Here is a 25,579-nt window from a genome sequence, read left to right as displayed (position 1 = left end):
AAACAGGGGAGCGAATTATCCCAAGATAGGCACAAGGCGCAAGTGTTTCCCACAACAAATCCCCCGGGACTGCCCACTTCCACCGGCAAGGTTGACAAATGCCACCCCCTTCACAGAATCTGCCGGACGTCGGGTTCATCCTGACGCGGAAAAATAAAACCATATACAACAAAGGATTGCAGTATGAAGAAAACCCTGTTGGCCCTCGTCCTGCCTGCCTTGCTGGCCGGTTGCAACCCCTCTGACAACGACTCCCAACCCCCTGCCCCCGCCGCTCAGGCCCATGAGTTTCTGGTGCAACTGAGCTCTGGCGCAGAAGGGATAGGCGCTCGTCCCACGGGCACCGAGGCCGAAACCCGCGCCGCCGCCTGGATCCAGGATCACCTGGCCGGCTGGGGTTACGAAGTGCAGAACCAGCCATTCACCTACACCCGGGGCGGCACAGACCGAACCTCCCAGAACATCGTCGCCGAGCTCAAGGGTCAGAGCGACAAGGTGATCCTCATCGGTGCCCACTATGACAGCACCGGCGAGAAGAAAGGATCCGAAGGCGCCACCGACAACGGGGCCGGCGTCGCCGCCCTGCTGGCGGTTGCCGAGGCACTCAAGGGAGAGACCCTGCCCTACACGGTGCGCTTCGCCTTCTTCGGCGCCGAGGAAAACGGCCTCAACGGCTCCAGAGCCTATGCCGCCAGTCTCGACACCGACGCCGTCGCCAAGCTGCTGGCCATGGTGAACTACGACACCATCGCCGGGGGCGACATCGTCTATGTCCACTCGGCCCACTCCGACGTGGCCGAGTACAACTGCGCCGACCCGAGCCGCTACAGCTTCGATCCCAAGGTGCGCGATCGCCTGCTGACCATCTCCCAGCAGACCGCCACCCCGTTCGCCATCCACCCCAGCTACAGCGGCTACCCGGAAGGGGAGACCGGCAGCTGGTCCGATCATGCCCCCTTTGCCTGCCTGGGGGTGCCCATCGCCTACGTGGAGGCCACCAACTTCACCATCAACGGGGAAGATGGCTATGACGGCTACTCCCAGAGCACCAATCCGGCGCTGTGGGACTGCTACGACGACGCCACCAAGAGCGCCTGCGACCGGGACAGCGAGACCCAGTGGGGCAAGATTTGGCACACGGAGCATGATCGCCTCGACAAAATGGCCGAGCTCTTCCCGGGCCGGATCGAGCAGCAGCTCGGGGCCAATACCGACCTGATGATCCGCTTCCTCAAGGCGCCGGGGCTCTGAGCCCCATCCCGCCCGATGCCCCCCTGACAGGGGTTTTTGCGCCCCTGACCGGGGTCGGGACGATAAAATTCGGGCAGGTGCCAAACCTGCCCTTTTTTATGGATTTTTGTGACAGCCATTGCCTCATTTCTGAAATCTGATACAAACGGATAACCTGGCGGTTGAATGGAGCGACCGCCACCTAGTCAGAGAGAACCCTATGCAGCCGTTTTTTGCCCAGCGCTTCGAGAAGGTCGAGCCTTCCTTTATCCGCGAAATCCTCAAAGTTGCCGCCAATCCGGAGATCATCTCCTTCGCCGGCGGCCTGCCCAACCCCCATCTGTTCCCGGTCAAGGCCATCGAGCAAGCGTGCCAGGACGTGCTGCGCGAGCAGGGAGCCGCCGCGCTGCAATACGCCACCACCGAGGGCTTTGCCCCGCTGCGCCAGTTCATCGCCGATCGCTACCTGAGCCGCCACGGCATGGCCGTCAATCCTGACAACATCCTCATCACCAGCGGCTCCCAGCAGGCGCTGGATCTGCTGGGCAAGGTGCTGGTGAACGAGGGGCAGGATCTCATCATCGAAGAGCCGGGCTACCTTGGCGCCATCCAGGCGTTCTCCGTCTATCAACCGAATTTCAAGCCCATTACCCTGGCGGAAGAGGGGCTGGATCTGGCCGCGCTGGATGCGCTGCTGGAGCAGGGCTCCAGCGCCAGGCTGCTCTACGGCGTGCCCAACTTCCAGAATCCGAGCGGTGTTTCCTACAGCCGCGCCAACCGGGAGGCCCTGGCGGAGCGCCTGGTGCGCCACGATCTGCTGATGGTGGAAGACGACCCCTATGGCGAGCTGCGCTTCGAGGGGGAACACCTCCCTCCCATCGCCAAGCTGGCCCCCCACAACACCGTGCTGCTCGGGTCCTTCTCCAAGACGGTGGTGCCCGCCTTCCGCCTGGGCTGGATGGTGGTGCCGGACTGGCTGCGCAAGAAGGTCACCATCGCCAAGCAGGCCACCGACCTGCACAGCAACGCCTTCAGCCAGCAGGTGCTGCACCGCTTCCTGACCGACAACTCCCTCGACGCTCACCTGGAGAAGATCAAGGAGGTCTATGGTCGCCAGCGTGCCGCCATGGAAGCCGCCCTTGCGCGCCACTGTCCGCCCGGCGTCAGCTACACCCGTCCCGAAGGGGGCATGTTCCTCTGGCTGACCCTGCCGCCCAGCGTCAGTGCCATGGCCCTGTTCGACGAGGCCATCAAGGAGAAGGTTGCCTTCGTGCCCGGCGCCCCCTTCTATGTGCGCCCCGAGATCCAGAACACCCTGCGCCTGAGCTTCTCCTGTGTGGATGAGGCGACCACGGAAGAGGGGGTTCAGCGTCTGTGCCGCGCCCTGGCCCGCATGCTCTGAGCCATCCGGCCATAAAAAAACCAGCGACCCGGTCGCNGCTGGTTTTTTTTGCCTCGCGCTTGCCCCTCAGCGCCCCTGCCCGGCCAGCTGGCTGACAAACTCCTTCATGGGCATGGGCCTGCCAAACAGGTAGCCCTGCAGGAAGGTCACCTCGCGGGCCTTCAGATAGTCGGCCTGCACCTGATTCTCCACCCCTTCCGCCACCAGTTGCAGACCGAGCCGGGTCGCCAGATCGATGACGTTCTCCACGATGTGGCTGGAGAGCGCGTCCGACCCAATCATGCCGACGAAGCTCTGATCGATCTTGAGGAAGTCGACCTGGAAGGTCTGCAGGTAGGTCAGGCTGGAGTGGCCGGTGCCGAAATCGTCGATGGCGATGAAGACCCCGAGGGCATGCAGCTCGGCAAAGAGCCGGTCCGTCGTCTCGTCCGCCACGATGAGCTCGCGCTCGGTCAGCTCCAGCACCAGCTTGATGGGATTCCCCTTGAAGGCGTTGATGAAATCCCGGCAATCTTCCACCAGGCTCAGATCCTTGCAGTGGCTGGCGCTGATGTTGAAGCCGAAGTGGAACCCTCGCGGCAGATAGTGCGCCTTGCCCGCAAACTGTTCGCGCACCTGCGCCATCAACAGCCGGGTCATGGGCACGATGAGGCCACTGTCCTCTGCCAGGGGAATGAAGCGATCCGGCGAGATCATCCCCTGACGGGGGTGTTGCCAGCGCATCAGCACCTCGCAACCGCTCCATTGGCCGTCCTCCCCGTTCACCACGGGTTGCAGATAGGGGATGAACTCCTGCTGGGACAGTGCCCGTTTCAGCTCCTGGGCCGGCGAGGTCGAACGGCCCATCAGCCAGAAGACCGCCACCCCGAGCAGCAGGCTCAGCAGAGGATAAATAATGACGCCCACCTTGGAGTAGTCCCAGATGTGGGCACGGTACTCATCCACCGACACCGTGGTCACTACCTTGAACGGGTACCTGGTCGAGACCTGTTCGAGATAGCCACTGCGGTCCTTGGGGATCAGCTTGTCGGTGAGCTCGCTGTTTCGCAGCAGCATCTCGTTGCCGACCACCAGCCCCAGTGGGGAGTTGCGGCTCAGCATGTCCAGGATGTTGAGCAGGTAGTAGCCGTCGACCCCCACCAGCACGCTGAACTCGCCCACCTCTTCCCGGTAGGCGATGAGGGGGCGATTTGGGGTGACCGGGTTGCCCTTCATCAGGTCGAGCCTGCCCCCGACATAGTCATCCAGTTTGATGCCGCCATCGACCGGGCCATAGAGGGAAGAGCAGTAGATCCGATCCCCCCTGGCCAGGTTGACGCTGCGCACATCCGGCACCGTGGCCACCTGATCCCTGAGCCCCTGCACCACCTCGAGACAGGGCCTGCCCAGGCTGCCGGTGAGGGCCGACGCCGCCAACTGGGCATTGTCCAGAGTGCGGTCGAACATGACCCTGGCATGTTCCAGGCGCGCCACCGCATCCTGTTTCACGCCGGTGGCGGTCTGCCAGATGACGATGACGAGCCCAAGGAGCATGGGCAACAGACCGGCCAGCAAGGCACAGAGCAGCCGGACATAGAATTGACGCACCTTCAAACGTCGAAATGGCATAACGGCCCTCATGAACATGGCGAAAAAGCGCTCGAGTTTACCCGCTGGCGCCCGTTTGGCAAGCCGGAATGAGCCCCTGATACCGCCGCGCCACGGCGCCCCCCGTGGTCGCAAAGCCCTGCAACCCCGTGGACAAAGGGGGCGGCGTCTTGGGAGACAAAAATCATAATGCTCATAAAAACAGGAGCTTGTCCATCGGGCACCCAGGCTCTAGAGTAGACCCTAGAGCGTCAGGGAGGCAGGACATGAAGATACTGATCACGGGGGGCACGGGGTTTATCGGCCGCCGTCTGGTGGCACACCTCAAGGTGGTGCACGAAGTAGTCGTGCTGACCCGTCAGGGCAGCCGGGCCTACGAGCTGCTCGGCCACGATGTCACCCTGCTGGACAGCCTGGACAGGCTGGATCACCTCAATGACGTGGACATCGTCATCAACCTGGCCGGCGAACCCATCGCCGCCGGACGCTGGAGCGAGTCCCGCAAGCAGTTGCTCTGCAACAGCCGCTGGCTGCTGACCGAACAGCTGGTGGATCTCGTCAAACTCTCCAGCACGCCCCCCAGATTGCTGCTCAATGCCTCCGCCATCGGCTGGTATGGCCGCCAGGATGACGCCCCTCTGGATGAAACATGCCAGAACCCTCACGACGAATTCACCCACCGTCTCTGTCAGCAGTGGGAGCAGCTTGCCCAGCAGGCCCGCTCGGCCCAGACCCGGGTCTGCATCCTGCGCATCGGCCTGGTACTCGGCATGGAGGGGGGCGCCTTGCCCAGGATGCTGCCCCCTTACCGCCTCGGCCTCGGCGGCCCCATGGGCAGCGGCACCCAGATGATGAGCTGGATCCACGTGCAGGATCTGGTGCGGGCCATGCTGTTTCTCATCGAGCACGGCGAGTGTGACGGCATCTTCAACGGCACGGCCCCGCAACCGGTCAGCAATCGCCGGTTCAGCGAGACCCTGGCCGCCACGCTCCATCGCCCGCACCTCTTCTTCGTACCGGCACCCCTCCTGCGACTCCTGATGGGAGAGGCGGCGGATCTGCTGCTCACCGGACAGCAGGTACTGCCCGCCCGCTTGCAGCAGGCCGGTTTTCACTTCAGCTTCCCGGCCCTGCCCGGCGCTCTGGACAATCTGCTGCACTCACCCCGTTGACCCAATGACACATCCCGACCGAGGTCGGGATGTGTCGAGCCATCAGAGCAGCCCCTGCCCCAGTCCCCTGAGCCGGTCGCTCAGGGTACCCGCCAGCAGTTGGCGGCGCATGCCCTGTCCAGCCAGGGTCACCAGCACGGCCCCAAGCAGGGGGAGTGCAGCCCAGATGGCGCAGTGGAACTGCCACTGCGCCCCCTCCCACCACCACTGCAGGCCGAAGGAGCAGAGCTCCACCACCATGGCGGCGCAAAGCCCCGCCAGGGCACCGCTCGCCACCAGCTCCCAGCGCAGCATCTTCTCGAGCAGGGCGCTCCCCGCCCCCAAGGTGCGCATCAGCAGCAGCTCCCTGCGGCGATGGGCCATGCCGGCCTGGGTCTGGGTCAGCAGCACCAGCAGGGCGGCCACCGTCACCAGCCCGAGCATCAATCCCAGGGCGCGGCTCACCTGATCGGAGACCAGGGTGAGGCGCCCTATGAGATCCTCCACATCGATGAGGCTCACCGTGGGGTGGCGGCGGATGAGTTCCACCTCTGCCCCTCGCCCCTCAGGCGGCAGACGATAGCTGCCGAGCCAGGTCTGGGAGAAGGGGGCCAACACGTCCGGCGAGAAGATCATGTAGAAGTTCGGCCTCATGTTGTCCCACTTGATGGACCTCAGGCTGGTCACCCTGGCCTCGAACGCCCGCCCCTCTATGGTGAAGCCGAGCACGTCGCCGAGCGCGATGCCGAGCCGTCCCGCCAGTGCCTCGTCGACGGAGACCTCCCCCTTGCCGGCCAGCCATTGACCGGCAGTGACCTTGTTGTCGGCGGGCAGGGCCGATGTGGTGGTGAAGTTGAGCTCCCTGTCCACCCCCTCCCGCGCCGCATCCTCCCCCACCGCCTCACCGGCGATACGGGTCAGGCGCCCGCGCACCATGGGGTAGAAGTCCGAGGTGATGGCCCCGGCCTGGTGCAGATCGGCCAGGATCCCTTCCCGCTCGCTGTCCGCCACATTGACCAGGAAGCGGTTCGGGGCATCGGCAGGCAACCGGGTGGAAAAATCCTCCAGCAGATCGACCCGCGCTGCCCACAGCAGCCCGAACAGCATCAGGGCCAGGGCGAAACCCGCCAGCTGGAACAGACCACTACCCCGCTCACGGGAGAGGTGATTGATGGCCAGGCGCAGGGCATGGGGCCCCTTGAGCCGACTGCCAAGACGCAGCAGCACGGAGGCGAGCAGGGCCAGCAGCGCCATCAACACCCCCATGCCACCGATGAGCCCGCAGGCCAGCCTGATGTCGGCGGTAAAGCCCCACACCAGGGCAAACAGCCCGATGAGCCCCACGGGCACCGTCAGCCAGGGGGGGATCCCCGCCTCCAGTTCCCGGCGCAGCACCCGCAGCGGCGGTACCTTGAGCAGCCTCAGGAAGGGAACGAACGCCAGCATCAGGGTGATGAAGAAGGCGACCGCGAGGCCCAGGGCGAAGGGTCGCCAGGAGGGGGGCGGCAGATCCGCAGGCAGCAGATCCCCCAGCAGGTTCAGAGTCAGCCACTGCATGGCGCTGCCCGCCACCAGCCCCATCAGGGCCCCCACCAGGGTCAGGGAGAACAGCAGGGTGCCCATCAGTTGCCACAGGGTGCGCCGCGAGGCCCCCAGGGTCTTGAGCAGGGCCACCATGTTGGTCTGGCGCTCGGCGAAATGGCGCACCGCTATCCCCATGGCCAGGGCGCCGAGCAGCACGCCGGCAAGGGATGCCAGACGGAAGAAGCGCTCGGCATTGCCCAGGGATTTCCCCACCTGGGTACCCTGATCGTCGGGTTTGACGAGCTTCTGCCCGGCGCTCAGCCTGGGGTTGAGCCAGGCCTCATAGCGGGCGATGGCGTCACGGGGCCCCTTGACGAGATAGCGCCACTGCTGGCGACTGCCCGGCAGCAGGGCCCCGGTCGCCTCGATATCGGCGCTGTGGATCAAGGCCCTTGGCGCCATCTGGAAGGGACTGAACCCCTGATCCGGCTCCTGGCCCAGCTCCCCTGCCACCGTCAGCCGGGTGTTGCCGACCTCGAGTACCTCCCCCACCTTGGCGCCGAGCAGCTGCATCACCCTGGCGGAGAGCCAGATCTCGCCGGGCGCCGGGGCGCGCTGGGGAGTGAGCTCCAGCTTGCCGTAGAAGGGAAAATCCCCGGGCACGGCGCGGATGGAGGCCAGTTGCAGAGTATCACCGTGAAACAGCATGCTGTTGAAGCTGACCGTGGTCTGCACGGCCAGCCCCTCCTGATGCGCCTGCGCCAGCCACTCTGCCGGTACCGGCGTCGCGGAGCGCAGCACCCTGTCCCCTCCGATGAAATCCCGCCCGGAGGCCTTGAGCCCCGCATCCAGCCGATCCGCCACCAGAGCCACGCTGAGCACGCAGGCGACGCTCAGCGCCAGCGCCAGCACAAACCAGCGCAGCTCGCCGCTGAACCCTTCCCGGCGCAGCAGCTTCAATCCCAGTCGCCACTGACTCATGACGCCTCCCTCACCGTCCATGCTGCTGCCAGCGATCCCCTGGTGCAGCTCTGTCTCCACTGACTCATGACAGCTCTCCCACCCTGGCCGCCATGACAGTCTGTGCCTCCAGCCGCCCGGCTGACATCACCAGCTGTCGCTGGCAGCGCTGGGCCAGTTCATGGTCATGAGTCACCACCACCAGGGTGGTGTTGTGCTCGCGGTTGAGACGAAACAGCAGTTCGATCACCGTCTCCCCTGTCTTGCTGTCGAGGTTGCCGGTAGGCTCGTCCGCCAGCAGCAGGCTGGGGCGGGTCATGAAGGCACGGGCAATGGCGACCCGCTGCTGCTCGCCGCCAGAGAGGCGCGGCGGCAGGTGGTGCAACCGCTCTCCCAGACCGACCTGGGCCAGCAGCTCCCGGGCACGGGGCTCGCTGCCGGTCTCCCCCCGCAGCTCGGCCGGCAACATGACGTTTTCCAGGGCGCTCAGGGTGGGCAGCAGCAGGAACGACTGGAACACGAACCCCACCTGCTCGGCCCGCAGCCTGGCGCGTCCCTCCTCGTCCAGCCGGGTGAGGGAGTGGCCGAGGATCTCTATCTCGCCGCTGCTCGGCAGATCGAGACCGGCCAGCAAACCGAGCAAAGTGGACTTGCCGGAACCGGACGCACCGACCAGCGCCAGCGTCTCGCCGGTATTGACTTGCAGATCGATCCCTTCAAGGATGGTGAGGCTTTCCTGACCGAGGCGAACGGTTTTACCGAGCCCCCTGACGGCGATAATGGGCGTTGAACTCATCTTGGGTATCCTGTTTGCCTGAACCTGTAATGACAATAGAACGTGGGAGTTGACTGCATGATGCGTCTCTTGTTTGCCGTGAGTTGCCTGTGCTGCTGGGCAGCGTCCGTCCAGGCCCAGACCCTGCTGGTACTGGGCGACAGCCTGAGTGCCGGCTACCAGATGCAGGCCGAACAGAGCTGGCCTGCCCTGCTCAATGAAAAGTGGCAGCAGCAGGGGGGAGAACACACCCTCATCAATGCCAGCATCAGCGGTGAAACGACCCAGGGCGGCCTGGCCCGCCTGCCCGCCCTGCTCGAAACCCACAAACCGGACTGGGTGTTGATCGAACTCGGCGCCAACGACGGGCTGCGGGGCTTTGCTCCCGCCATCACCCGGGCCAACCTGACCAAGATGATCGAGCTCACCCGGGCGCACCAGGCGAAGACGGTGCTGACCCAGATCCTGCTGCCCCGCAACTATGGGGCGCGCTATCTGCAACAGTTCGAGCAGATCTTCCCGGATCTTGCGAAGGCCAACGACCTGCCGCTGATGCCCTTCTTTCTGGATGATATTGTGCTGCGCCCTGAACTCATGATGAACGATGGGCTGCACCCGACGGCCGCAGCCCAGCCCCGGATCCGCGACAAGGTCGCCCGCTTTGTCGAGCCTCTGCTGACACAATAGCCCGGTGGCCGGGCCCATGGCCCTTCCCCTTGCCCAGCAAAAAGCCCCCGCATGGCGGGGGCTTTTTCATGGTTCGGCGTGCCGGGTTCAACGGCCCAGGATCTGCCGCATCCGCTGCTGGGCCACGTCCACCAGCAAGTCGGGCTGGAATTTGGAGATGAAGCGATCACACCCCACCTTCTTGACCATGGCCTCGTTGAAGTTGCCGCTCAGGGAGGTATTGAGGGTGATGAAGAGATCGGACATGCGCGGATCGCTGCGCACCTCGTGAGTCAGGCGATAGCCATCCATCTCCGGCATCTCGGCATCCGTGATCATCAGCATGATCTCGTCGGTCACCTTCTTGCCCGCATCGCACCACCCCTTGAGCAGCTTGAGGGCCTGCAAGCCGTCCTGGCACTCGATGACCTCGAGCCCGAGCTGGGCGAGGGTCTCGCGCACCTGGTTGCGGGCCGTGCTGGAGTCATCGACGATGAGCACCCGGCGTCCCTGCATCTGGGGCAGGATCTCCTCGTCCAGCACCTCGGACGAGATGCGCACGTCATAGGTGATGATCTCCGCCAGCACCTTCTCCACATCGATGATCTCGACGATCTGGTCGACGCCCCCTTCCGGGATGCGGGTGATGGCGGTGAGGTAGTTGGCACGACCCGCCGAACGGGGCGGCGGCAGTATGTCCTTCCAGGTCATGTTGACGATGTGGGCCACCTGCCCCACCAGGAACCCCTGAATGGTGCGGTTGTACTCGGTGATGATGAGGTTGGACTCCTGATCGATGGCCATGGGACGCATCCCGATGGCACCGCGCAGGTTGATGACGGGGATGGAGACGCCGCGAATGTTGGCGACGCCGCTGATATTGTGGTGGGACCCCGGCATCTTGTTCAGATGAGGCAGCTTGACCACTTCCCGCACCTTGAAGACGTTGATCGCAAACAGTTGCTGGGCACCCAAACGGAACATCAGCAGTTCCAGGCGATTCTCCCCTACAAGCTGGGTACGTTGATCCACTGAATCCAATATGCTCGCCATATAACGCCCTTACGTCCATTTCCCGAAATTGCCCCGCACCGGAGCTGCGACATGCCAACCAGCCCCGCTTTCCCTGTCGGGACAACGCAAGCCTATATAGAAATAATGAAAAGCGTCGAGGAAAGATAGGATCTTGACCACGGGGCGTGATCATCCCCCCATCACTGCCTCATGGCAAGCACAGCCACGCACCGGCCCCGACAACAAGGGTATCGACCACACGGTGCCATTGCTGAACCCCGGCGTGCCGCTCTTGTCAGCCAGCAACGAAAAGACCGGCCACATGGGCCGGTCCTGGGATGTGCAGTGCGTCCGGGACGACTTAGAAGTTGTACTGCAGGGCCACGGCGACGATGTCGTCGGTGGACTTGTTCAGGCTGTTCTTGCCGGTGGAACCCACTTCGTCCAGCAGGTTGATCTTGTAGTCCACGTAGGCATTGAAGTTGTCGGTGAAGTTGTACCAGGCACCCACGGAGACGTATTCGGTCGCGGTGTCATCGATGCCGTGAGCGCTGTCCTTCACGTCGGTACGCAGGTAGGCCAGGGAGGGCTTGAACTTCGGCGTGATGTTGTACTGCACGACCGCTTCGTAGCCATCCATCTTCTCGGCGTAACCGCGCAGGGAGCCGGTGTCCACGAAGAGGTGATCTTCACCGTGGGAGTAGGTGGCGGCCATGTAGAGGTTGCCGACGGCATACTTGGCGCCCACCCCGAACAGCTTGGCGTCGTTGTCGCCGCCGAAGCTCACGTTCTCGGCCTGTTCGTCGGTCTTGCCAGCCTGGTTGTAGGCGGCCCCCAGGCTCAGGCCCATGTTGAAGTCATAGTTGGCAGAGAGGGCATAACCCTCGGAAGAACCTTTCGGGCTCCAGGTGCTGTTCGGGCCGACGCGCTCGCTGCGGCTCGCGTTCTGCGGGTCGTTGTTGCCGGTGAACTGGGCACCCAGGGTCAACCCCTGCCAGTTGTACATGTACTGAGCCAGGCCGTTGGTCCGACCGGTGCCGAACACCTCGGTGTCCTTGCCCAGACCATCACCACCCCACTCCGGCAGCACGTCGGTGTAGTTGTTGACCGCCTTGGTGAACAGACCGTCCTGACGGCCGTAGCTGAAGGCACCGAAGCGATCGTGCTTGATGCCCGCATAGGCGTAACGCAGCTCGTCGTTGTCAGAACCGGAGACCGGCAGGTTGTACTCGGCGAAGCCGAACGCGGTCAGATCCTCGTCAACCTTGGTTTCACCTGCGATGTGCAGACGCAGGTAGCTGGCATCGCCTTCGGTGGCGTTGTCATCGGTGCCGTAGTACATGCCGTTGACGCGGCCGCCGATGTCCAGTTTGGTACCATTCTGATCGTAAACGTTGGCGGCCTGTGCGCCACCGGCCAGCAGCAGGCTGGAGATGGCCATCGTCAATGCTGTCTTTTTCATTGTTCTTTCCTCAGGTGTAAGCACTCTCTGTCAGACCAGAGTTCGGTCGTGATGATCGGTTGATGTGCCGATGGCCTAAGGTAGATCCGGAAACCTTGATGGGAACTGAAGCGGCGAACGATTAATTATAAAAGCATCAATTCGAGCTGACACCGCGACATATAGTGTCACATGAAATGACAGCGGTAGAATTTATGACCATGAAAATCATTTTTGCAACACAAGCAATCTGAAAAATTTGATGAATGCAGTTTAATCTTTCATAAAAGCGAGAAGCTGGAAGCCCTGCCGGGCGACACGGACTCCCCGCTTATGTTCCCCGCCTCGTCAGACCGGCTGCCAGCCGCGCATGACCCTCAGCAGGTCCTTCCAGCTCACTATGCCCACCAGGGCGCCGTTTTCCAGCACAGGCAGACAGGAGATCTGGTGCTCCAGCATGAGGCCGGCGGCCTCTTTCAGGGAGCGTTCGGGGGAGACGGTGATGGGTTCACGGCTCATGATCTGGTGGGCGCGCCGGTTGAGGGTCTCGGTGTCCCGGTTCATCTCGGCATCCGTGTCCAGATAGGGGCTGATGGCACGCAGCAGATCCCGGTCCGAGATGACCCCCACCAGCTCCTCTTCTTCCACCACCAGGAGGTGGCGGAAATGGGCCTGCTCGAAGATCTCCTTGATGACGCTCAGCCTGTCATCCATGGAAACGGTCGCGACCCGGGTCGTCATGATCTCTTTAATCAACATGGTCAGCCTCCTGCCCCCCAGATGTCTCTGTTATGACACGTTTTTCCGGCGGCAGCCATCCCCCCCGCCCTCAAGTGCAAATTTGTGTCATTTCACGTAAGATCCGCGCCAGTTTCTCTCCTTCAATCGAGCCAAGCAGACCCATCCATGATAGTTGCCAGTCAAATCGAACTGATCCGCGGCGGCCGCACGCTGCTGGACAACGCGTCCGCCACCATACACCCCGGCCACAAGGTGGGCCTGGTGGGCAAGAACGGCTGTGGCAAGTCCACCTTCTTTGCGCTGGTGCGGGGCGAGCTGGCCATCGACAACGGCAGCTTCAGTCTGCCCGCCGGCTGGCAGATTGCCGGCGTGGCCCAGGAGACCCCGGCGCTGGACTGCTCCGCCCTGGAGTACGTGATCGACGGCGACAAGGAGTTCCGCGCCCTGGAGGCCGAGCTCGCCCGGGCCGAGGCGGATGACAACGGTCTGCTGGTGGCCGAGCTGCACGGCAAGCTCGATACCATAGGTGCCTACAGCATTCGCGCCCGCGCCGCCGAGCTGCTGCACGGTCTGGGTTTTGGCGGCGATCAGCTCGACTCGCCGGTCAGAAGCTTCTCCGGTGGCTGGCGCATGCGCCTGAACCTGGCCCAGGCGCTGCTCTGCCGTTCCGATCTGCTGCTGCTGGATGAACCGACCAACCACCTGGATCTCGACGCCGTCATCTGGCTGGAGAAGTGGCTCAAGGGCTATCAGGGCACGCTGGTGCTCATTTCTCACGACCGCGACTTCCTCGACTCCGTGGTGAATCGCATCATTCATATCGAGAACGGCAAGCTCAACGAATACAGCGGCGGCTACTCCGACTTCGAACTGCAACGGGCCGAGCACCTGGCCCAGCAGCAGTCCATGTACGAGAAGCAGCAGCGGGAGATGGCCCACATGCAATCCTATGTGGACCGCTTCCGCTACAAGGCCTCCAAGGCCCGTCAGGCCCAAAGCCGGCTCAAAGCCATGGAGCGGATGGAGAAGATCCTGCCCGCCCACGCCGACTCCGAGTTCAGCTTCGAGTTTCGCGAGCCCTCCGCTCTGCCGACCCCGCTCATCGCCATGGAGAACCTGTGCGCCGGTTACGGCGACAAGGTGATCCTGGAGAAGATCAAACTCAACCTGGTGCCGGGGTCGCGCATCGGCCTGCTCGGTCGCAACGGCGCGGGCAAGTCCACCTTCATCAAGATGCTGTCGGGCTCCAACCCGCCCCTCTCCGGCAAGCTGGAGGTGAGCGCCGGGGTGAGCATCGGCTACTTCGCCCAGCATCAGCTCGAGACCCTGCGCCTAGACGACAGCCCCCTCGATCACCTGGTGCGCCTGGCGCCGGACAAGACCGAACAGGAGCTTCGCAACTACCTCGGCAGCTTCGGTTTTCACGGCGACAAGGTACTCGACAAGGTGGCCCCCTTCTCCGGCGGTGAGAAAGCGCGTCTGGTGCTGGCCCTCATCACCTGGCAAAAACCCAACCTGCTGCTGCTGGATGAACCGACCAACCACCTGGATCTGGAGATGCGCCACGCCCTGACCATGGCCCTGCAAGGGTTCGAGGGAGCCATGGTGGTGGTCTCTCACGACCGTCACCTGCTGCGCACCACCACGGATGACTTCTATCTGGTCCACGGCGGCCGGGTCGAGCCCTTCGACGGGGATCTCGACGACTACCACAAGTGGCTCGGCGAGCAGGAGAAAGAGGCCAATGCCAAGCCGGCAGATGGCACCGTCTCCGCCAACTCGGCGGTGGCGCGCAAGGATCAGAAGCGCCTCGAAGCCCAGTTCCGGCAAGCGACCCGGCCGCTTCGCCAGAAGCTGGAAAAGCTCGAGGCCAACATGGAGAAGCTGCAAGGCAGGCTCGCCGACATCGAGCACCAGCTCGCCGATCCCGCCATCTATGAAGAGAGTGCCAAGGGCAAGCTCTCCGAGCTGCTCAAGTCCCAGGGTCCCCTCAAGGAGGAGCTGGAGCACGTCGAGCTGGAGTGGATGAGCCTCTCTGAAGAGCTGGAAACCATGGAGCAGGCCTTCTTTGCGTGATGAAGCCTTGATGGCCAGCGAGCGGGTCAGCCCCGACGCCCTGCCCACCCCTTCCGAGTTCTGGACATGGAGCACAGGCGCCTATGGCCAGCGCAGCCAGGACTGGCTCCACGTGCAAAGCATGGGGGGCAACGTCAACCTGGCGCTCCTGCTGCACCACCTCGACCTGCTCAGGATCCCGGTCGACCTCACGGACTTGCAACCGGCCCTGGTACAGACCGAGGCGGTGCTGCTCCCCTGGCGCACCCTGCGCCAGCAGGCCAAGTCACGGGTGGGGGCCGAGGAGTACCAGACCATGCTGGCCCACGAACTGGAGCTGGAGCGGCTGCAACAGGGGGTCTTGCTGCAGACCCTGCGCACCCTCGCCCTGTTTCGCGGCGACAGCCGCAACCTGTTTCACTATCTATCGTTACTGGGTGCCCAGCAGGGCCCCCTCAGAGATCTCATATGCTGAGCTACCGCCACGCCTTTCACGCCGGCAACCACGCCGATGTGCTCAAACACGCCGTCCAGGCCCTGATCATCGAGTCCCTCAAGAAGAAGGAGAAACCCTTCATCGTGCTGGACACCCATGCCGGTGGCGGTCTCTACGACCTGCGCGGCGACTGGTCCCAGAAGAAAGCGGAATACGCCGACGGGATCAAACGCCTGTGGGATGAGCGGGCCCAGTGGTCCGCCATGGCCCCCTATCTGGGTGTCATCGAGGAGATGAACAGCGATGGTCAGCTGCACTACTACCCCGGCTCGCCGGAGCTCTCCCGCCGCCTTATCCGCGATCAGGACAAGCTGGCGCTGATGGAGCTGCACAACAACGAGGTGGAGGATCTTCGCGCCAACATGGGGTACGACCCCCGCGTCGCCGTCCACCATCGCGACGGCTTCGAGGGGCTGGTGGCCCTGCTGCCCCCCACCCCGCGCCGTGGTCTGGTGCTGATCGATCCCCCCTATGAGCTCAAGGAAGATTACTTCGCCGTGGTCGATACCCTTAAAAAAGCGCAAAAGCGCTGGGCCACCGGCATCTACGCCCTCTGGTATCCCATCCTCGGGCAAGAGGCGGACAAGTCCCGCGACATGCTCAAAGCGATCAAGCGGGAGAACTTCGGCAACGTCCTGGTGGCGGAGCTGGAAGTGGCCGGCCAGACTGCCGATTGGGGCATGAACGGCTCCGGCATGCTCATCGTCAGCCCCCCCTGGATGCTGGACGAGCAGATCGAGGCCTTCTTGAAACCCCTGTGCGCCAAGCTGGCCCAGGGCGCCGGCGCCCAGTACAGGGTGGAGTGGCTGAACAAGGCCGAAGCCTGACCCTCGGAACCACAGAAAATGAAAAAGGGCCTGTCACAGCAGGCCCTTTTTCATTGGGGCTGATGACCCGGCACGTTCACGCTGGCCAGCTGCTCGGGCAGGCGGCTCGCCAGCCAGTCGATGGCAAGCCGGGTCTTGAGGGGCAGATGCGGACCATGGGGCCAGAGGGCGTTGATGGGATAGCGCCGACCCGGCAACCGGGCCAGCAGCTCGCGCAGCTCGCCCCGCTCAAGGTGGGGCCGCGCCAGCCAGGTCGGCAGCCAGGCGAGACCAAAGCCCGCGATGGCCGCCTGGGTGATGGCGTTGAGATCGTCCATCTGCAACCGCCCTCTGGGCTGGACTTCGCGCCATGCCTCGGCCTCCTGCCACCACCACGACAGCACCCGCCCCTGGCGCAGATAGGCAATGCACTCATGATCCGGTAGCTCAGCCAGGGTCACAGGTTCCCCCCGCTCGGCCAGATAGGCGGGCGAGGCGCAAAGCGTCATGCCGTGCTCCCCGAGCCTGCGTGCCGCCAGATCCAGGCTGTCCGGCGGCTCTGCGTTGCGGATCACCAGATCCACCCCCTCCTCCACCAGATCCACCTTGCGATCGCTGAACGACAGCTCCAGGGCCAACCCGGGATGCGCCTTCGCCAACGCCAGCAAAATGGGGGCCACGCACTGCTGGCCGAACAGCACCGGCATGGAGACCTTCAATCTGCCGTTGAGGGTGAGCTTGTTGCTGGCCAGCGCCGTTTCCCCAAGACGCACCTCCTCCAGCGCCCGCAGGCAGTGGCGATAGAAGAGCGCCCCCTCCTCGGTCAGGCTCTGGCTGCGGGTAGTGCGATGAAACAGTTGCACGCCGAGACGCAGCTCCAGCCGCGCCACCCCCTTGCCCACCGCCGAGCGGGTGAGGTGAAGCCGCTCCGCCGCCTGGGCGAAGCTGCCCGCCTCCACCACGGTGGCGAAGAGATCGATGCCGTTGAGCGTGTTTGCCATCTATTGCATACCTTTTGGAACCAATATGGCGAAATACTATCAGCACTGCGGAAAAAAATGACTGGTAAGCTCCCTTCATTCTTCACACGTTTCAGATGGAGTTCCCCTCATGAGCCAGATCCTGCTGCTGCAATCCAGCCTCAACGGCCCCGCATCCCGCACCAACCAGTTGATGGAGCGCTTCCTGCAAACACGCCGGGAGCAGGGCCACCAGGACCAGGTGGTGGTGCGCGACCTGACCGCCCTCGACTTGCCCGCCCTCGACAGCCCGTTGTTTCACGCCCTGCGGGGGGCGGAACCTGCCAATGAGGCCATCCGGCAGGCGGTGGCGCTGTCGGATCGGCTGATTGCCGAACTCAAGGCCGCCGACCTGCTGCTGATCGGCGCCCCCATGTACAACCTCAACGTGCCGACCCCCCTCAAGAACTGGTTCGATCTGGTGGCGCGGGCCAGGGTGACCTTCCGTTACACCGACACCTACCCCATGGGGCTGGTGGAGGGGGTCAACGCCCTGGTGTTCAGCAGCCGCGGCGGCGTGCATCAGGGACAGACGACGGATGCGGTCACCCCCTACCTCCAATCCGTGCTCGGCCTGATGGGCATCGCGGAGGTGGAATTCGTCTACGCAGAGGGGATGGATCTGCACCCCCACGGGGCGGAACAGGGAATGCGCGAAGCCCATGCTCGGATCGCTGGCCTCGGCAGGTAGGGCCATCACCCGATCTTGCCCCTTCCAACCAGCCACCTGCTGCGCGGGACATTCCAAGTAAAAAAGCCCCGCAAGGGGCTTTTCTATGACTGCGGCAGTGGCGGCTGAGGGGGACTAGGCTTGTCTGGCATCGGGGCCTGCGGGCATGTCCCGCCAGAGCGCCAGAATGAGCAGCGCCAGCAGGGCAAAGGGCGGCACCAGGCAGAGCAACACGCACAGGAAGGTGACAAGCCCCGGGTGGCGGCTCTTGCGCCGGGCCAGTCGCCAGGCCACCACGCCGACGACAATCATCAGCAGCAGCATGAAGAGAACAAACAGGTTGGAGTTGATGGTCATGAAAGCTCCTTTTTCATGGCAAAAGGCACACTCTAGCGCCGTTGCGGTCCCAGGCAACTCCCAATCTGGTGGTGCCTTCCCCGGTCGATAGGCATTTTCTATTTCGCCAATAGATGAGAATGGTTTTCATTTGATTAAGTTCTGGGTGATACTGCCATCATTGCCAGAGGAGACACCACCATGAAAAAGACCATCAGCTTCGCCATCCTGCACTTTTGTGTCGCCTTCACCGTGGCTTACCTGCTGACCGGCGAACTGCTCACCGCCAGCCTGATCGCCCTCATCGAGCCCGCCGTGAACACGGTCGCCTTCTACTTCCACGACCTTGGCTGGCACAAGCTCAAGCCTGAGCACAGCCTGCAGGCCAAGACCAGCAGCTTCGCCCTGGTCCACTTCTCGGTGGCCTTCGGTGTCGCCTACCTGCTGAGTGGCGAGCTGCTCACCGGCGGCGTGATGGCACTGATCGAACCTGCCATCAACACCGTCGTCTTCTTCTTCCACGAGCGGCTGTGGCGCAGCCGCCAGACCTTGGCGCTGGCCAGCGTCTGATTGCCATGCAGGGCCACCCGGCACCCAAAAACACGGGGTGCTCCTGCCTCCTTCGGGTGTAAAGTGTGCTCTGGTCACGGGGCATCATGCCCCCTGTTGGAGCCCTGTCGATGAACAAGATCTTGCTTGGAACCTTGCTGTTTTCCCCTCTGCTGGCTGCGGCGGCCACCCCGTCCTTCGAGTGCGCCAAGGCGAAAGGCGCCGCCGAAACCCTTATCTGCAAGGATGCCGGACTGGCTGCGCTGGATAACGAGCTGTCAGCCCTCTATCCCAAGGCGATTGCCGGGTTCTCCCCCGAGCAGCAGAAGAGCGAGCGCGCCATCCAGCGCGGCTGGATCAAGGGGCGCAACGACTGCTGGAAGGCGGGCGACCTGCGCCAGTGCGTGGAAGAGAGCTACCAGTTGCGGATCACCGAGTTGCAGATAAAAGGGGGCCAGCTGAGGGTGCCGACGCCGATCGATTATCAGTGCGGCAAGAGCGTCACCCTCTCCACCTACTTCTACAACGAGGCCAAGCGGCCCGCCGCCATGATCAATCTGAGCGAGGGTAACAACCAGCAGCAGGTGCTCGCCTATGAGACCCCCAGCGCCAGCGGCGCCCGGTACGAGGGGCAAAACCTCACCCTCTGGACCAAGGGGAGCGACGCCATGCTAGAGCGCTACGGTCAGCCCACCCTCAACTGCAACGAGATCCCGGGCAACTGATCCCCCCGCCCGGCCAGGTGCCGGGCGCCAACTCCCTCTGGGGTCAAGAGAAGGATCACCAGCTGGTGACTACCACGCCCCCTTTCCTCTATCCAGCCCGCGTACCATCCCTTATGGACAAGCATCCATTTGTTGATCTTGCCCGGCAATTAGCCATTTCCTCCTTTCCCTTCGCTGGCGCGCCGTTAATATAGCTAATTGGCAACACACGCCTCGTCGGAGTCTCCCCATGAACCATGCCAGCCTACCCGCAGGTAACAAGCAGCACACTGGAAGCTGAAATCCAGTGCGGTAGCCATGCCGGCGTTTGCCATGGCCAACGTCACACTGATTTTCTATACAGTCGTAATGGTTGTGAAAAAGAAGAGGACAAGCGAAGACAATCGGCTTCAGATGCAGGCAAGTAAGCCATTGATTTAAATTGTAATTTTAAATCAATGCTAAGAGACTGACAACGCACTACCACTAAACTCAAACACAACAACCGAAACCACCTCGGTTCAATGGGACTGGACTGGAATGGGACTGGAAACGCTACGCCTTAAAAGTCCCTCTTGAGGCGTTTGTTAGGCATTTTTTGTGGTGACATAAAAAACTGCCTGCATATAATATCAGAAAGACCACAATATAAAGACTTGAACAAATGACAAACCAGCACAAAGATACTCTAGATTCAACACCCGTAACACCCGTAACACCCGTAACACCCGTAACACCCGTAACACCCGTAACACCCGTAACACCCGTAGATCTTAATCTTTTAAGCCAACAAGCCAATCAACTTGAAGAAAAAATGAAGGCTGAAGGAATTGAAGAAATTAAGTTTCGTAACGGTCCGCATGCAACGCATAACGCAGACACAAATGTGACTATAGTTTCCGGTGACAATACAATTATTCATAAAACACCTACGATAACCACAATTCATGTAGTCAACCCCGGAGTTGATCCAAAAGAAGCACTTCCAGAACTACATAAGGCGGGCAACACTCAAAAGCAAATAGGCGCAGCAACTAATTCCTCACAACAACAAGTTTCTGTTGATCTAAATAAAAAATGATTCTTGATAAATTTGGGGAGGGAACTCCCCAGAATGGCTAAATATCTGAATAAAAGTGAAGCGGAGTTAGATAGAAGGCGGTATTTGTGTGTTAGTGCCGCCCTCTATCCAATTACCAAAAAGGCCACAAATGGAGCTCGATGAATTCTTCAAATATATGGGGGTAGCAGTTACTGGAATAGGCTCCATTTCGGGCTCCATTTGGGCCTTCCGAAAGTGGTGGGTGAGAGATGAACATTTCCCGCGAGTGGCATTTGATCTTAAAGTTAATTTCATCGATGAAGTTGATAGCCAGCACATTGTCGAAGTGATTGCTATTCTAGAGAACAAAGGTGTTGTTCCTCTGCGAATATGCAACTTCACTTGTGATATTCGCGGAATTAAGGAAGGCGAGAAATTACAAATGGGTGGTGAGGCTATACGGAACCAGCTAAACTTTAACGTTCCCCTTAGGTCAGGCTGGTTCATTCCAACTGGCTGGAAATATTCTTTTGTATACCCATCCGTAAAAACTGACTATAACTTCGTAACCACTGTTGCATCGGATACTAGATACGCATTGGTAAAATGCACATTCGAGTATTATCGTCACCTAAAAATATTCGGTAATAATCGGTCTCACCACGCAACTGTGGTGCTAAAAATCCCTAACAACTTCAGCAAACGGGACTCCGTAACCGGCTCCCCATCTTGAGGCGTTATATTTCAAGGATTGTCCAATGAGTAAGTCAAGAACCAGAAAGAGTACCCGCGTCGAGTACGACACGTTATCCGATGATGAAAAGGTGCTAAAGAATTGGAACAAGGCGCGCGGCCTCTATAGGCGCGGCGAGTGGTCGGTTGCGATCCTGCGGTGCGGTACATGCTTGGAGCTGGCCGTGAATCTCGCCATCCGCCAGGAGCTCGTAGAAGACCGCAAATTGCCATTGGCTTTTGTGAATCAGCTGCTTAAGAACGCCAACGGCATTCACAATAAGTATCAGAATATTTACTTACCAATAATGGGTGAATATCAGGAAGCTGACGATCTAAAGACGCTCTGGTCTCAAGCAGTTTCAAAGGTCAACAAGGAGCGCAATGATGTTGCGCACAAAGGGGCGTTTCGAAGCAGATCCACTGCTACCGAAGTAATGGAGAAAACACATAGCGCCTTGTTAACACTGTTTTACCTTCATGACGATAAGTCCAAAGTTAAGTCGTTTTAAACATAACAATTCATTCAAGCCGATGCTGCTTCGCGACGTGGCTTAACTCAGACGTTATGCATTTTAAGGAATGAAAGTGGCTACCATATTTTTTAAATAATTTTAAAAAAGAGACTGCGTAGAAGACCTCGTGATTGGTAATTTGTTCATGAATACCATTCACTAATTCAAATAGTACAAGGGTGAATCTGGTGAATTATACGGTAATGAATATGAGAGAAATGTAGCTCTATGACAGCCTGATAAATTAGGTGAAATCCGTTTTAGCGAGAAAATTATTCCCACTTCGGATTTGGCAGCACCTATAGTTGTGCACGGAGATCACCTGCTAGGGCATAATGTTTTCTGCATATATTCTCTTAACAGTCAAGATCATGAGAGCGCTTCACCAGAAACGCTATTGGATTTCAAAAACTCTTGTGCTGCATGACTCATGTTTTTGGTTGGGTATGTTTTGTGTTGTTATCCTGAACGCATCGCAGTTTATCTAACGCTGTAAATCTGCAATTGAAAATCTCAGTTTTCATGGAAAACTTGGATTAGTTTATTTTTCAATCAACATGAGTTTCACGGAAACATGCTAAAGGACAAGCTCGACTACCAAAAAGCGAGTTTTATTTTCTCATCAAGGCTAGTATAGGGTAGATATTGATACCAATCGTCTAGGACAAAGTCCCTATACATTGGAAGTAGGTGGCTTGAGCTATATCGCGATAATAACAACTCCAAAGGAATTCAACTCTCAGTTGAAGTTGTTATTATCGGATAGAAGACATGCATAACAAAGTGCTACTACGGAAAACTTATTCGCTAGTGCTCCTAAGTCTCCGAAGAGTGCGGCATTAGCTGCTATTCATCAAAATATGTTCAAATGTCAGCCCATTGATTCGATTCGAGAAACGTATTCATACCATCGCAAATAACCCAGCCACCGCATAAATAAGGACCGGGAAATCCCCTTGGAGGACCCTTTTCGGCCACCTACTGGCCCTGTCTGGTTCGCCAGAGTCACTATAAATGGAATTTATGGGTTTTCCGATAATGACCCAGCATTTGCTTATAGTGACGATCGCCAGTCCACCAGCACCTGTTGCGGCCCCATAGCGGGTCAGCACGGCCATTTCCCGGCCCGAAGGGCGGGCGAAACCCCGTCGAGGGCAAGGCCCTCGCATGCTATGGGGAAACGCCATATCCAGTGCGCGGCTGTGCAATGCACTGCGCCAGCGCCGTGCCAGGGGTGCGGCGATGCAGTCACAGAACCACACCGTTATCCTCCCTGCACTGCGCCAACGGCGCCCCCTCCCCCGTGGGGATGCATTCCCCCCTGCCACTGACCTATAGTGAGCCCCTACTCGAACAACCTTTGCGAGCTGCAATATGTATATCGGCGAATTTGCCCGGCTGGCGGGCACCACCCCAAAGGCGGTCCGCCTCTACGAGCAGCTCGGGCTGCTGCCCGAGCCCAGGCGGCGCGGCAAGTATCGCGTCTACCGGGCCGAGGATCTGGAGTGGGTCGGCTTTATCCGCGAGGCCCAGCGGCTTGGCTGCAAGCTCGGGGAGCTGGTTCCCCTGCTCGCGGGCGTCACCAGCCTCGACCACTTCCCCTGGCAGAAGGTGGAGCAGCTTATCGCGGACAAGCTGGCGCAGATCGAGGCGGAGGTCGCCAGGCTGCAACGCCAGCATCAGGGCTTGAGTCAGTGCGCCACGCTGCTGGCGCAGCACCCCTGCCGCTATGGCGCCCCGGCGAGGCAATTCCTCGACGGGCGGGATCATCCCGCCGCCGCAGATCGGGGGCACAAGGTGGCTTGACTCTGTCCCATGGGACAAGGGGTGTAATGGGGGCTCACTTCAAGGAGCCATACCATGACCCCCAACCTGCTTGTTCTCAACGGCAACCCCAAACCCGACAGCCTCTGCCACGCCCTCGCCCGGGAGTATGCCCGCAGTGCCGAGCAAGGGGGCGCGCGCGTCACCCTGCATCACGTGGGGGAGCTCGCCTTCGCGCCGGACCTGCACCATGGCTATGACGAGGCGCAACCCCTCGAGCCCGATCTGCAGGCAGTGCAACAGAGCCTGGTGCAGGCCCACCATCTGGTGATCGTCGCCCCCATCTGGTGGGGCCACCTGCCTGCCCGGCTCAAGGGGCTGCTGGATCGCACCCTGCTGCCGGGTTTCGCCTTTCGCTACCAGCCGGGGAAGGCGCACCCGGAGCAGTTGCTCGCCGGCAAGACGGCGCGCCTGCTGCTCACCATGGACAGCCCCCCCTGGTATTACCGCTGGTGGCAGGGTGCCCCCCTGGAGCGCACCCTGGACAAGCCGGTGCTGGGGCTGTGCGGCATCCGGCTGACCCACCGCCAGCATCTGGGGCCCGTCCACACCTCGGATGAGGGGGCCCGCCAGCGCTGGCTCAGCCAGGCCGGAGCCGCCGCCCGCCAGGATGTGCGGCGGCTGGGCAGGCGTCCTGCCTAATCCCTGCCATGGGCATGTTTTGCCCATTAAAAAGCCCCGCAGTTGCGGGGCTTTTGTCGTCGAGGCGGGGGCTATTTTGCCGCGATGGCGTCTACCATGGGGCTCTGGAACTCCTGCTCGGCTTCTGCGAAGCGATCCTGCATGGCCTTGGAGGGGGCCTTGTCCAACAGGCTGAACAGCACGATGCCCAGGGTGGCAAACAGGAAGCCCGGGATGATTTCGTACAGACCCAGCCAGCCGAACTGCTTCCAGATGATGACGGTCAGGGCACCGACCAGCATGCCCGCCAGGGCGCCGTTGCGGGTCATGCGGGACCAGAGCACGGAGAGCAGCACCACGGGGCCGAAGGCGGCACCGAAACCGGCCCAGGCGTAGCTCACCAGCCCCAGCACCCGGTTTTCCGGGTTGGTGGCGACGGCGATGGCCACCAGGGCGATCAGCAGCACCATGGCGCGGCCGACCCACACCAGCTCTTTCTGGGAGGCGTTCTTGCGCAGGAAGGGCTTGTAGAGATCCTCGGTGATGGCGCTGGAGCAGACCAGCAGCTGGCAACTGAGGGTACTCATGACCGCCGCCAGGATGGCGGAGAGCAGCACGCCGGCAATCCAGGGGTTGAACAGGATCTTGGAGAGCTCGATGAAGACGCGCTCCGGGTTGGTGGTCACGCCACCCGCCTGCTCGGTGAAGGTGGAGAAGTAGGAGAGGCCGAAGAAGCCAATGGCCACGGCGCCGCCCAGGCACAGCACCATCCAGGTCATGCTGATGCGACGGGCGCTGGCCATGGAGTGGTGGGAGTCCGCCGCCATGAAGCGCGCCAGGATATGGGGCTGACCGAAGTAGCCCAGGCCCCAGGCCATCAGGGAGATGATGGCGATGAAGTCCAGGTTCTTGAACATGTCGAGGTTGCTGGCGTTCTGCGCCGCCACCTGCACCATGGCGGTGTCGATGCCGCCCACGGCGATGATGACGAACACCGGGGTGAGGATGAGGGCGAAGATCATCAGGGTCGCCTGCACGGTGTCGGTCCAGCTTACCGCGAGGAAGCCGCCGAAGAAGGTGTAGGTGATGGTGGCCGCGGCACCGATCCAGAGGGCGGTGTCATAGCTCATGCCGAAGGTGCTCTCGAACAGGCGGGCACCGGCCACCACGCCGGAGGCGCAGTAGATGGTGAAGAACAGCAGGATCACCAGTGCGGAGAGGATGCGCAGCACCCGGCTCTTGTCTTCGAAGCGGTAGGTGAAGTAGTCCGGCAGGGTCAGGGCGTTGCGGTTCTTCTCGGTGTGAACCCGCAGCCGACCGGCCACCCAGCGCCAGTTGAAGTAGGCGCCGATGATGAGGCCGATGGCGATCCAGCTCTCGGAGATGCCGCCGATGAAGACGGCGCCAGGCAGGCCCATCAGGAGCCAGCCACTCATGTCGGAGGCTCCGGCGGAGAGGGCGGTCACCCAGCTCCCCATCCGGCGGCCGCCGAGAATGTAGTCGTCAAAGTTACGGGTGGCGCGATAGGCGATGAAGCCGATCAACACCATCCCGAGGATGTACACCAGAAAGGTGATGAGCATGGGGGTGCTAGCTGTCATTCAAAACTCCGTTATGTGACGTCTGTGCCCGTTCTTGCGACGGACTCTTCCTTAAAAAAACCGGCCTAGAGTAATCAGCAGATCGCCGGACCACAACCACTTTTAACAAATAAAAAAC

Annotated in this window: 24 protein-coding genes; 15 read left to right on the top strand and 9 right to left on the bottom strand. The window is 61.1% G+C overall.

The genetic code is table 11. The features are described from left to right. The first annotated feature begins 183 nt into the window (after positions 1-183). Entirely contained in the window at positions 184-1,251 is a 1,068-nt protein-coding gene (locus AB5Y59_RS05780; RefSeq protein ID WP_368211644.1) for a M28 family metallopeptidase, read from the top strand. Positions 1,252-1,450: 199 nt separating this feature from the next. Then, positions 1,451-2,632, top strand: coding sequence for a PLP-dependent aminotransferase family protein (locus AB5Y59_RS05775; protein ID WP_041215746.1), 1,182 nt, complete (start codon positions 1,451-1,453; stop codon positions 2,630-2,632). Between the two features lie 66 nt (positions 2,633-2,698). Here the strand turns inward: AB5Y59_RS05775 and AB5Y59_RS05770 are convergent, their stop codons facing one another. Then, the gene (locus AB5Y59_RS05770; RefSeq protein ID WP_139738017.1) at positions 2,699-4,240 is read right to left on the bottom strand and encodes a cyclic diguanylate phosphodiesterase; all 1,542 of its coding nucleotides are present in this window, start codon (positions 4,238-4,240) and stop codon (positions 2,699-2,701) included. Positions 4,241-4,485: 245 nt separating this feature from the next. On the opposite strand from AB5Y59_RS05770, the gene AB5Y59_RS05765 reads away from it, so the two are divergent. Then, positions 4,486-5,391 (top strand): TIGR01777 family oxidoreductase, encoded by a 906-nt coding sequence (locus tag AB5Y59_RS05765; protein WP_368211641.1) that lies wholly within the window; start codon positions 4,486-4,488, stop codon positions 5,389-5,391. Between the two features lie 42 nt (positions 5,392-5,433). On the opposite strand, the gene AB5Y59_RS05760 is transcribed toward AB5Y59_RS05765, so the two are convergent. Beyond that, positions 5,434-7,875 carry an ABC transporter permease gene (locus tag AB5Y59_RS05760; protein WP_368211639.1) on the bottom strand — a complete coding sequence of 814 codons (2,442 nt, stop codon included), beginning with the start codon at positions 7,873-7,875 and terminating at the stop codon, positions 5,434-5,436. Positions 7,876-7,939: 64 nt separating this feature from the next. After that, entirely contained in the window at positions 7,940-8,650 is a 711-nt protein-coding gene (locus AB5Y59_RS05755) for an ABC transporter ATP-binding protein (protein WP_128297568.1), read from the bottom strand. Between the two features lie 57 nt (positions 8,651-8,707). Here AB5Y59_RS05755 and AB5Y59_RS05750 point away from each other — a divergent pair, with 57 nt between their 5' ends. After that, a complete protein-coding gene (locus tag AB5Y59_RS05750) occupies positions 8,708-9,316 on the top strand; it encodes an arylesterase (RefSeq protein ID WP_039040186.1) in 609 nt (202 codons plus the stop codon). An 87-nt stretch (positions 9,317-9,403) separates the two neighbouring features. Here the strand turns inward: AB5Y59_RS05750 and AB5Y59_RS05745 are convergent, their stop codons facing one another. From AB5Y59_RS05745 to AB5Y59_RS05735, 3 genes are all read right to left on the bottom strand, one after another. Then, complete coding sequence (locus AB5Y59_RS05745; RefSeq protein WP_041212426.1) at positions 9,404-10,348, bottom strand: chemotaxis protein CheV; 945 nt, start codon at positions 10,346-10,348, stop codon at positions 9,404-9,406. Between the two features lie 322 nt (positions 10,349-10,670). Then, on the bottom strand, positions 10,671-11,771 hold the full coding sequence (locus tag AB5Y59_RS05740; protein ID WP_029314791.1) for a porin: 1,101 nt from the start codon (positions 11,769-11,771) through the stop codon (positions 10,671-10,673). Between the two features lie 327 nt (positions 11,772-12,098). Further along, positions 12,099-12,509: a CBS domain-containing protein gene (locus AB5Y59_RS05735; RefSeq protein ID WP_010675511.1), complete on the bottom strand. Its 411-nt coding sequence runs from the start codon at positions 12,507-12,509 to the stop codon at positions 12,099-12,101. Positions 12,510-12,656: 147 nt separating this feature from the next. Between AB5Y59_RS05735 and AB5Y59_RS05730 the strand changes: the two genes are divergently transcribed. The 3 genes from AB5Y59_RS05730 to AB5Y59_RS05720 are packed head-to-tail and all read left to right on the top strand — an operon-like array spanning position 12,657 to position 15,869. Further along, entirely contained in the window at positions 12,657-14,567 is a 1,911-nt protein-coding gene (locus AB5Y59_RS05730) for an ABC transporter ATP-binding protein (protein ID WP_041215749.1), read from the top strand. Further along, positions 14,560-15,021: a DUF2390 domain-containing protein gene (locus AB5Y59_RS05725; RefSeq protein ID WP_039040190.1), complete on the top strand. Its 462-nt coding sequence runs from the start codon at positions 14,560-14,562 to the stop codon at positions 15,019-15,021. The genes AB5Y59_RS05730 and AB5Y59_RS05725 overlap by 8 nt, the downstream gene beginning before the upstream one ends. Continuing rightward, positions 15,015-15,869 carry a 23S rRNA (adenine(2030)-N(6))-methyltransferase RlmJ gene (locus AB5Y59_RS05720; RefSeq protein WP_042879855.1) on the top strand — a complete coding sequence of 285 codons (855 nt, stop codon included), beginning with the start codon at positions 15,015-15,017 and terminating at the stop codon, positions 15,867-15,869. Before AB5Y59_RS05725 ends, AB5Y59_RS05720 begins: the two co-directional genes overlap by 7 nt. 50 nt (positions 15,870-15,919) lie before the next feature. On the opposite strand, the gene AB5Y59_RS05715 is transcribed toward AB5Y59_RS05720, so the two are convergent. After that, positions 15,920-16,849, bottom strand: coding sequence for a LysR family transcriptional regulator (locus AB5Y59_RS05715; RefSeq protein WP_042016054.1), 930 nt, complete (start codon positions 16,847-16,849; stop codon positions 15,920-15,922). 109 nt (positions 16,850-16,958) lie between these two features. Here AB5Y59_RS05715 and AB5Y59_RS05710 point away from each other — a divergent pair, with 109 nt between their 5' ends. Next, positions 16,959-17,558 (top strand): NAD(P)H-dependent oxidoreductase, encoded by a 600-nt coding sequence (locus AB5Y59_RS05710; protein ID WP_323919984.1) that lies wholly within the window; start codon positions 16,959-16,961, stop codon positions 17,556-17,558. Between the two features lie 114 nt (positions 17,559-17,672). On the opposite strand, the gene AB5Y59_RS05705 is transcribed toward AB5Y59_RS05710, so the two are convergent. Continuing rightward, complete coding sequence (locus AB5Y59_RS05705; protein ID WP_010675517.1) at positions 17,673-17,894, bottom strand: hypothetical protein; 222 nt, start codon at positions 17,892-17,894, stop codon at positions 17,673-17,675. 180 nt (positions 17,895-18,074) lie between these two features. Between AB5Y59_RS05705 and AB5Y59_RS05700 the strand changes: the two genes are divergently transcribed. From AB5Y59_RS05700 to AB5Y59_RS05670, 7 genes are all read left to right on the top strand, one after another. Beyond that, on the top strand, positions 18,075-18,443 hold the full coding sequence (locus tag AB5Y59_RS05700) for a DUF2061 domain-containing protein (protein WP_041215753.1): 369 nt from the start codon (positions 18,075-18,077) through the stop codon (positions 18,441-18,443). A gap of 110 nt (positions 18,444-18,553) precedes the next feature. Further along, a complete protein-coding gene (locus AB5Y59_RS05695; protein ID WP_041215754.1) occupies positions 18,554-19,147 on the top strand; it encodes an MliC family protein in 594 nt (197 codons plus the stop codon). 643 nt (positions 19,148-19,790) lie between these two features. Next, positions 19,791-20,207, top strand: coding sequence for a hypothetical protein (locus AB5Y59_RS05690; RefSeq protein ID WP_324022312.1), 417 nt, complete (start codon positions 19,791-19,793; stop codon positions 20,205-20,207). Between the two features lie 130 nt (positions 20,208-20,337). Continuing rightward, complete coding sequence (locus AB5Y59_RS05685) at positions 20,338-20,901, top strand: hypothetical protein (RefSeq protein WP_127464682.1); 564 nt, start codon at positions 20,338-20,340, stop codon at positions 20,899-20,901. A 25-nt stretch (positions 20,902-20,926) separates the two neighbouring features. Continuing rightward, positions 20,927-21,412: a hypothetical protein gene (locus AB5Y59_RS05680; RefSeq protein ID WP_041215755.1), complete on the top strand. Its 486-nt coding sequence runs from the start codon at positions 20,927-20,929 to the stop codon at positions 21,410-21,412. A gap of 1,377 nt (positions 21,413-22,789) precedes the next feature. Next, a complete protein-coding gene (locus AB5Y59_RS05675) occupies positions 22,790-23,221 on the top strand; it encodes a MerR family transcriptional regulator (RefSeq protein ID WP_041215756.1) in 432 nt (143 codons plus the stop codon). 54 nt (positions 23,222-23,275) lie between these two features. Continuing rightward, the gene (locus AB5Y59_RS05670; protein WP_041215757.1) at positions 23,276-23,881 is read left to right on the top strand and encodes an NAD(P)H-dependent oxidoreductase; all 606 of its coding nucleotides are present in this window, start codon (positions 23,276-23,278) and stop codon (positions 23,879-23,881) included. 71 nt (positions 23,882-23,952) lie between these two features. On the opposite strand, the gene putP is transcribed toward AB5Y59_RS05670, so the two are convergent. After that, positions 23,953-25,461, bottom strand: a complete 1,509-nt coding sequence (gene putP, locus AB5Y59_RS05665) for a sodium/proline symporter PutP (protein ID WP_041215758.1) — start codon at positions 25,459-25,461, stop codon at positions 23,953-23,955. Between the last annotated feature and the right edge of the window lie 118 nt (positions 25,462-25,579).

Source organism: Aeromonas sp. s10 (assembly GCF_040907975.1).
Taxonomy (GTDB): Bacteria; Pseudomonadota; Gammaproteobacteria; order Enterobacterales; family Aeromonadaceae; genus Aeromonas; species Aeromonas caviae.
Note: the sequence above shows the minus strand (reverse complement) of the source record. Positions and strands in the feature narration are given on the sequence as shown.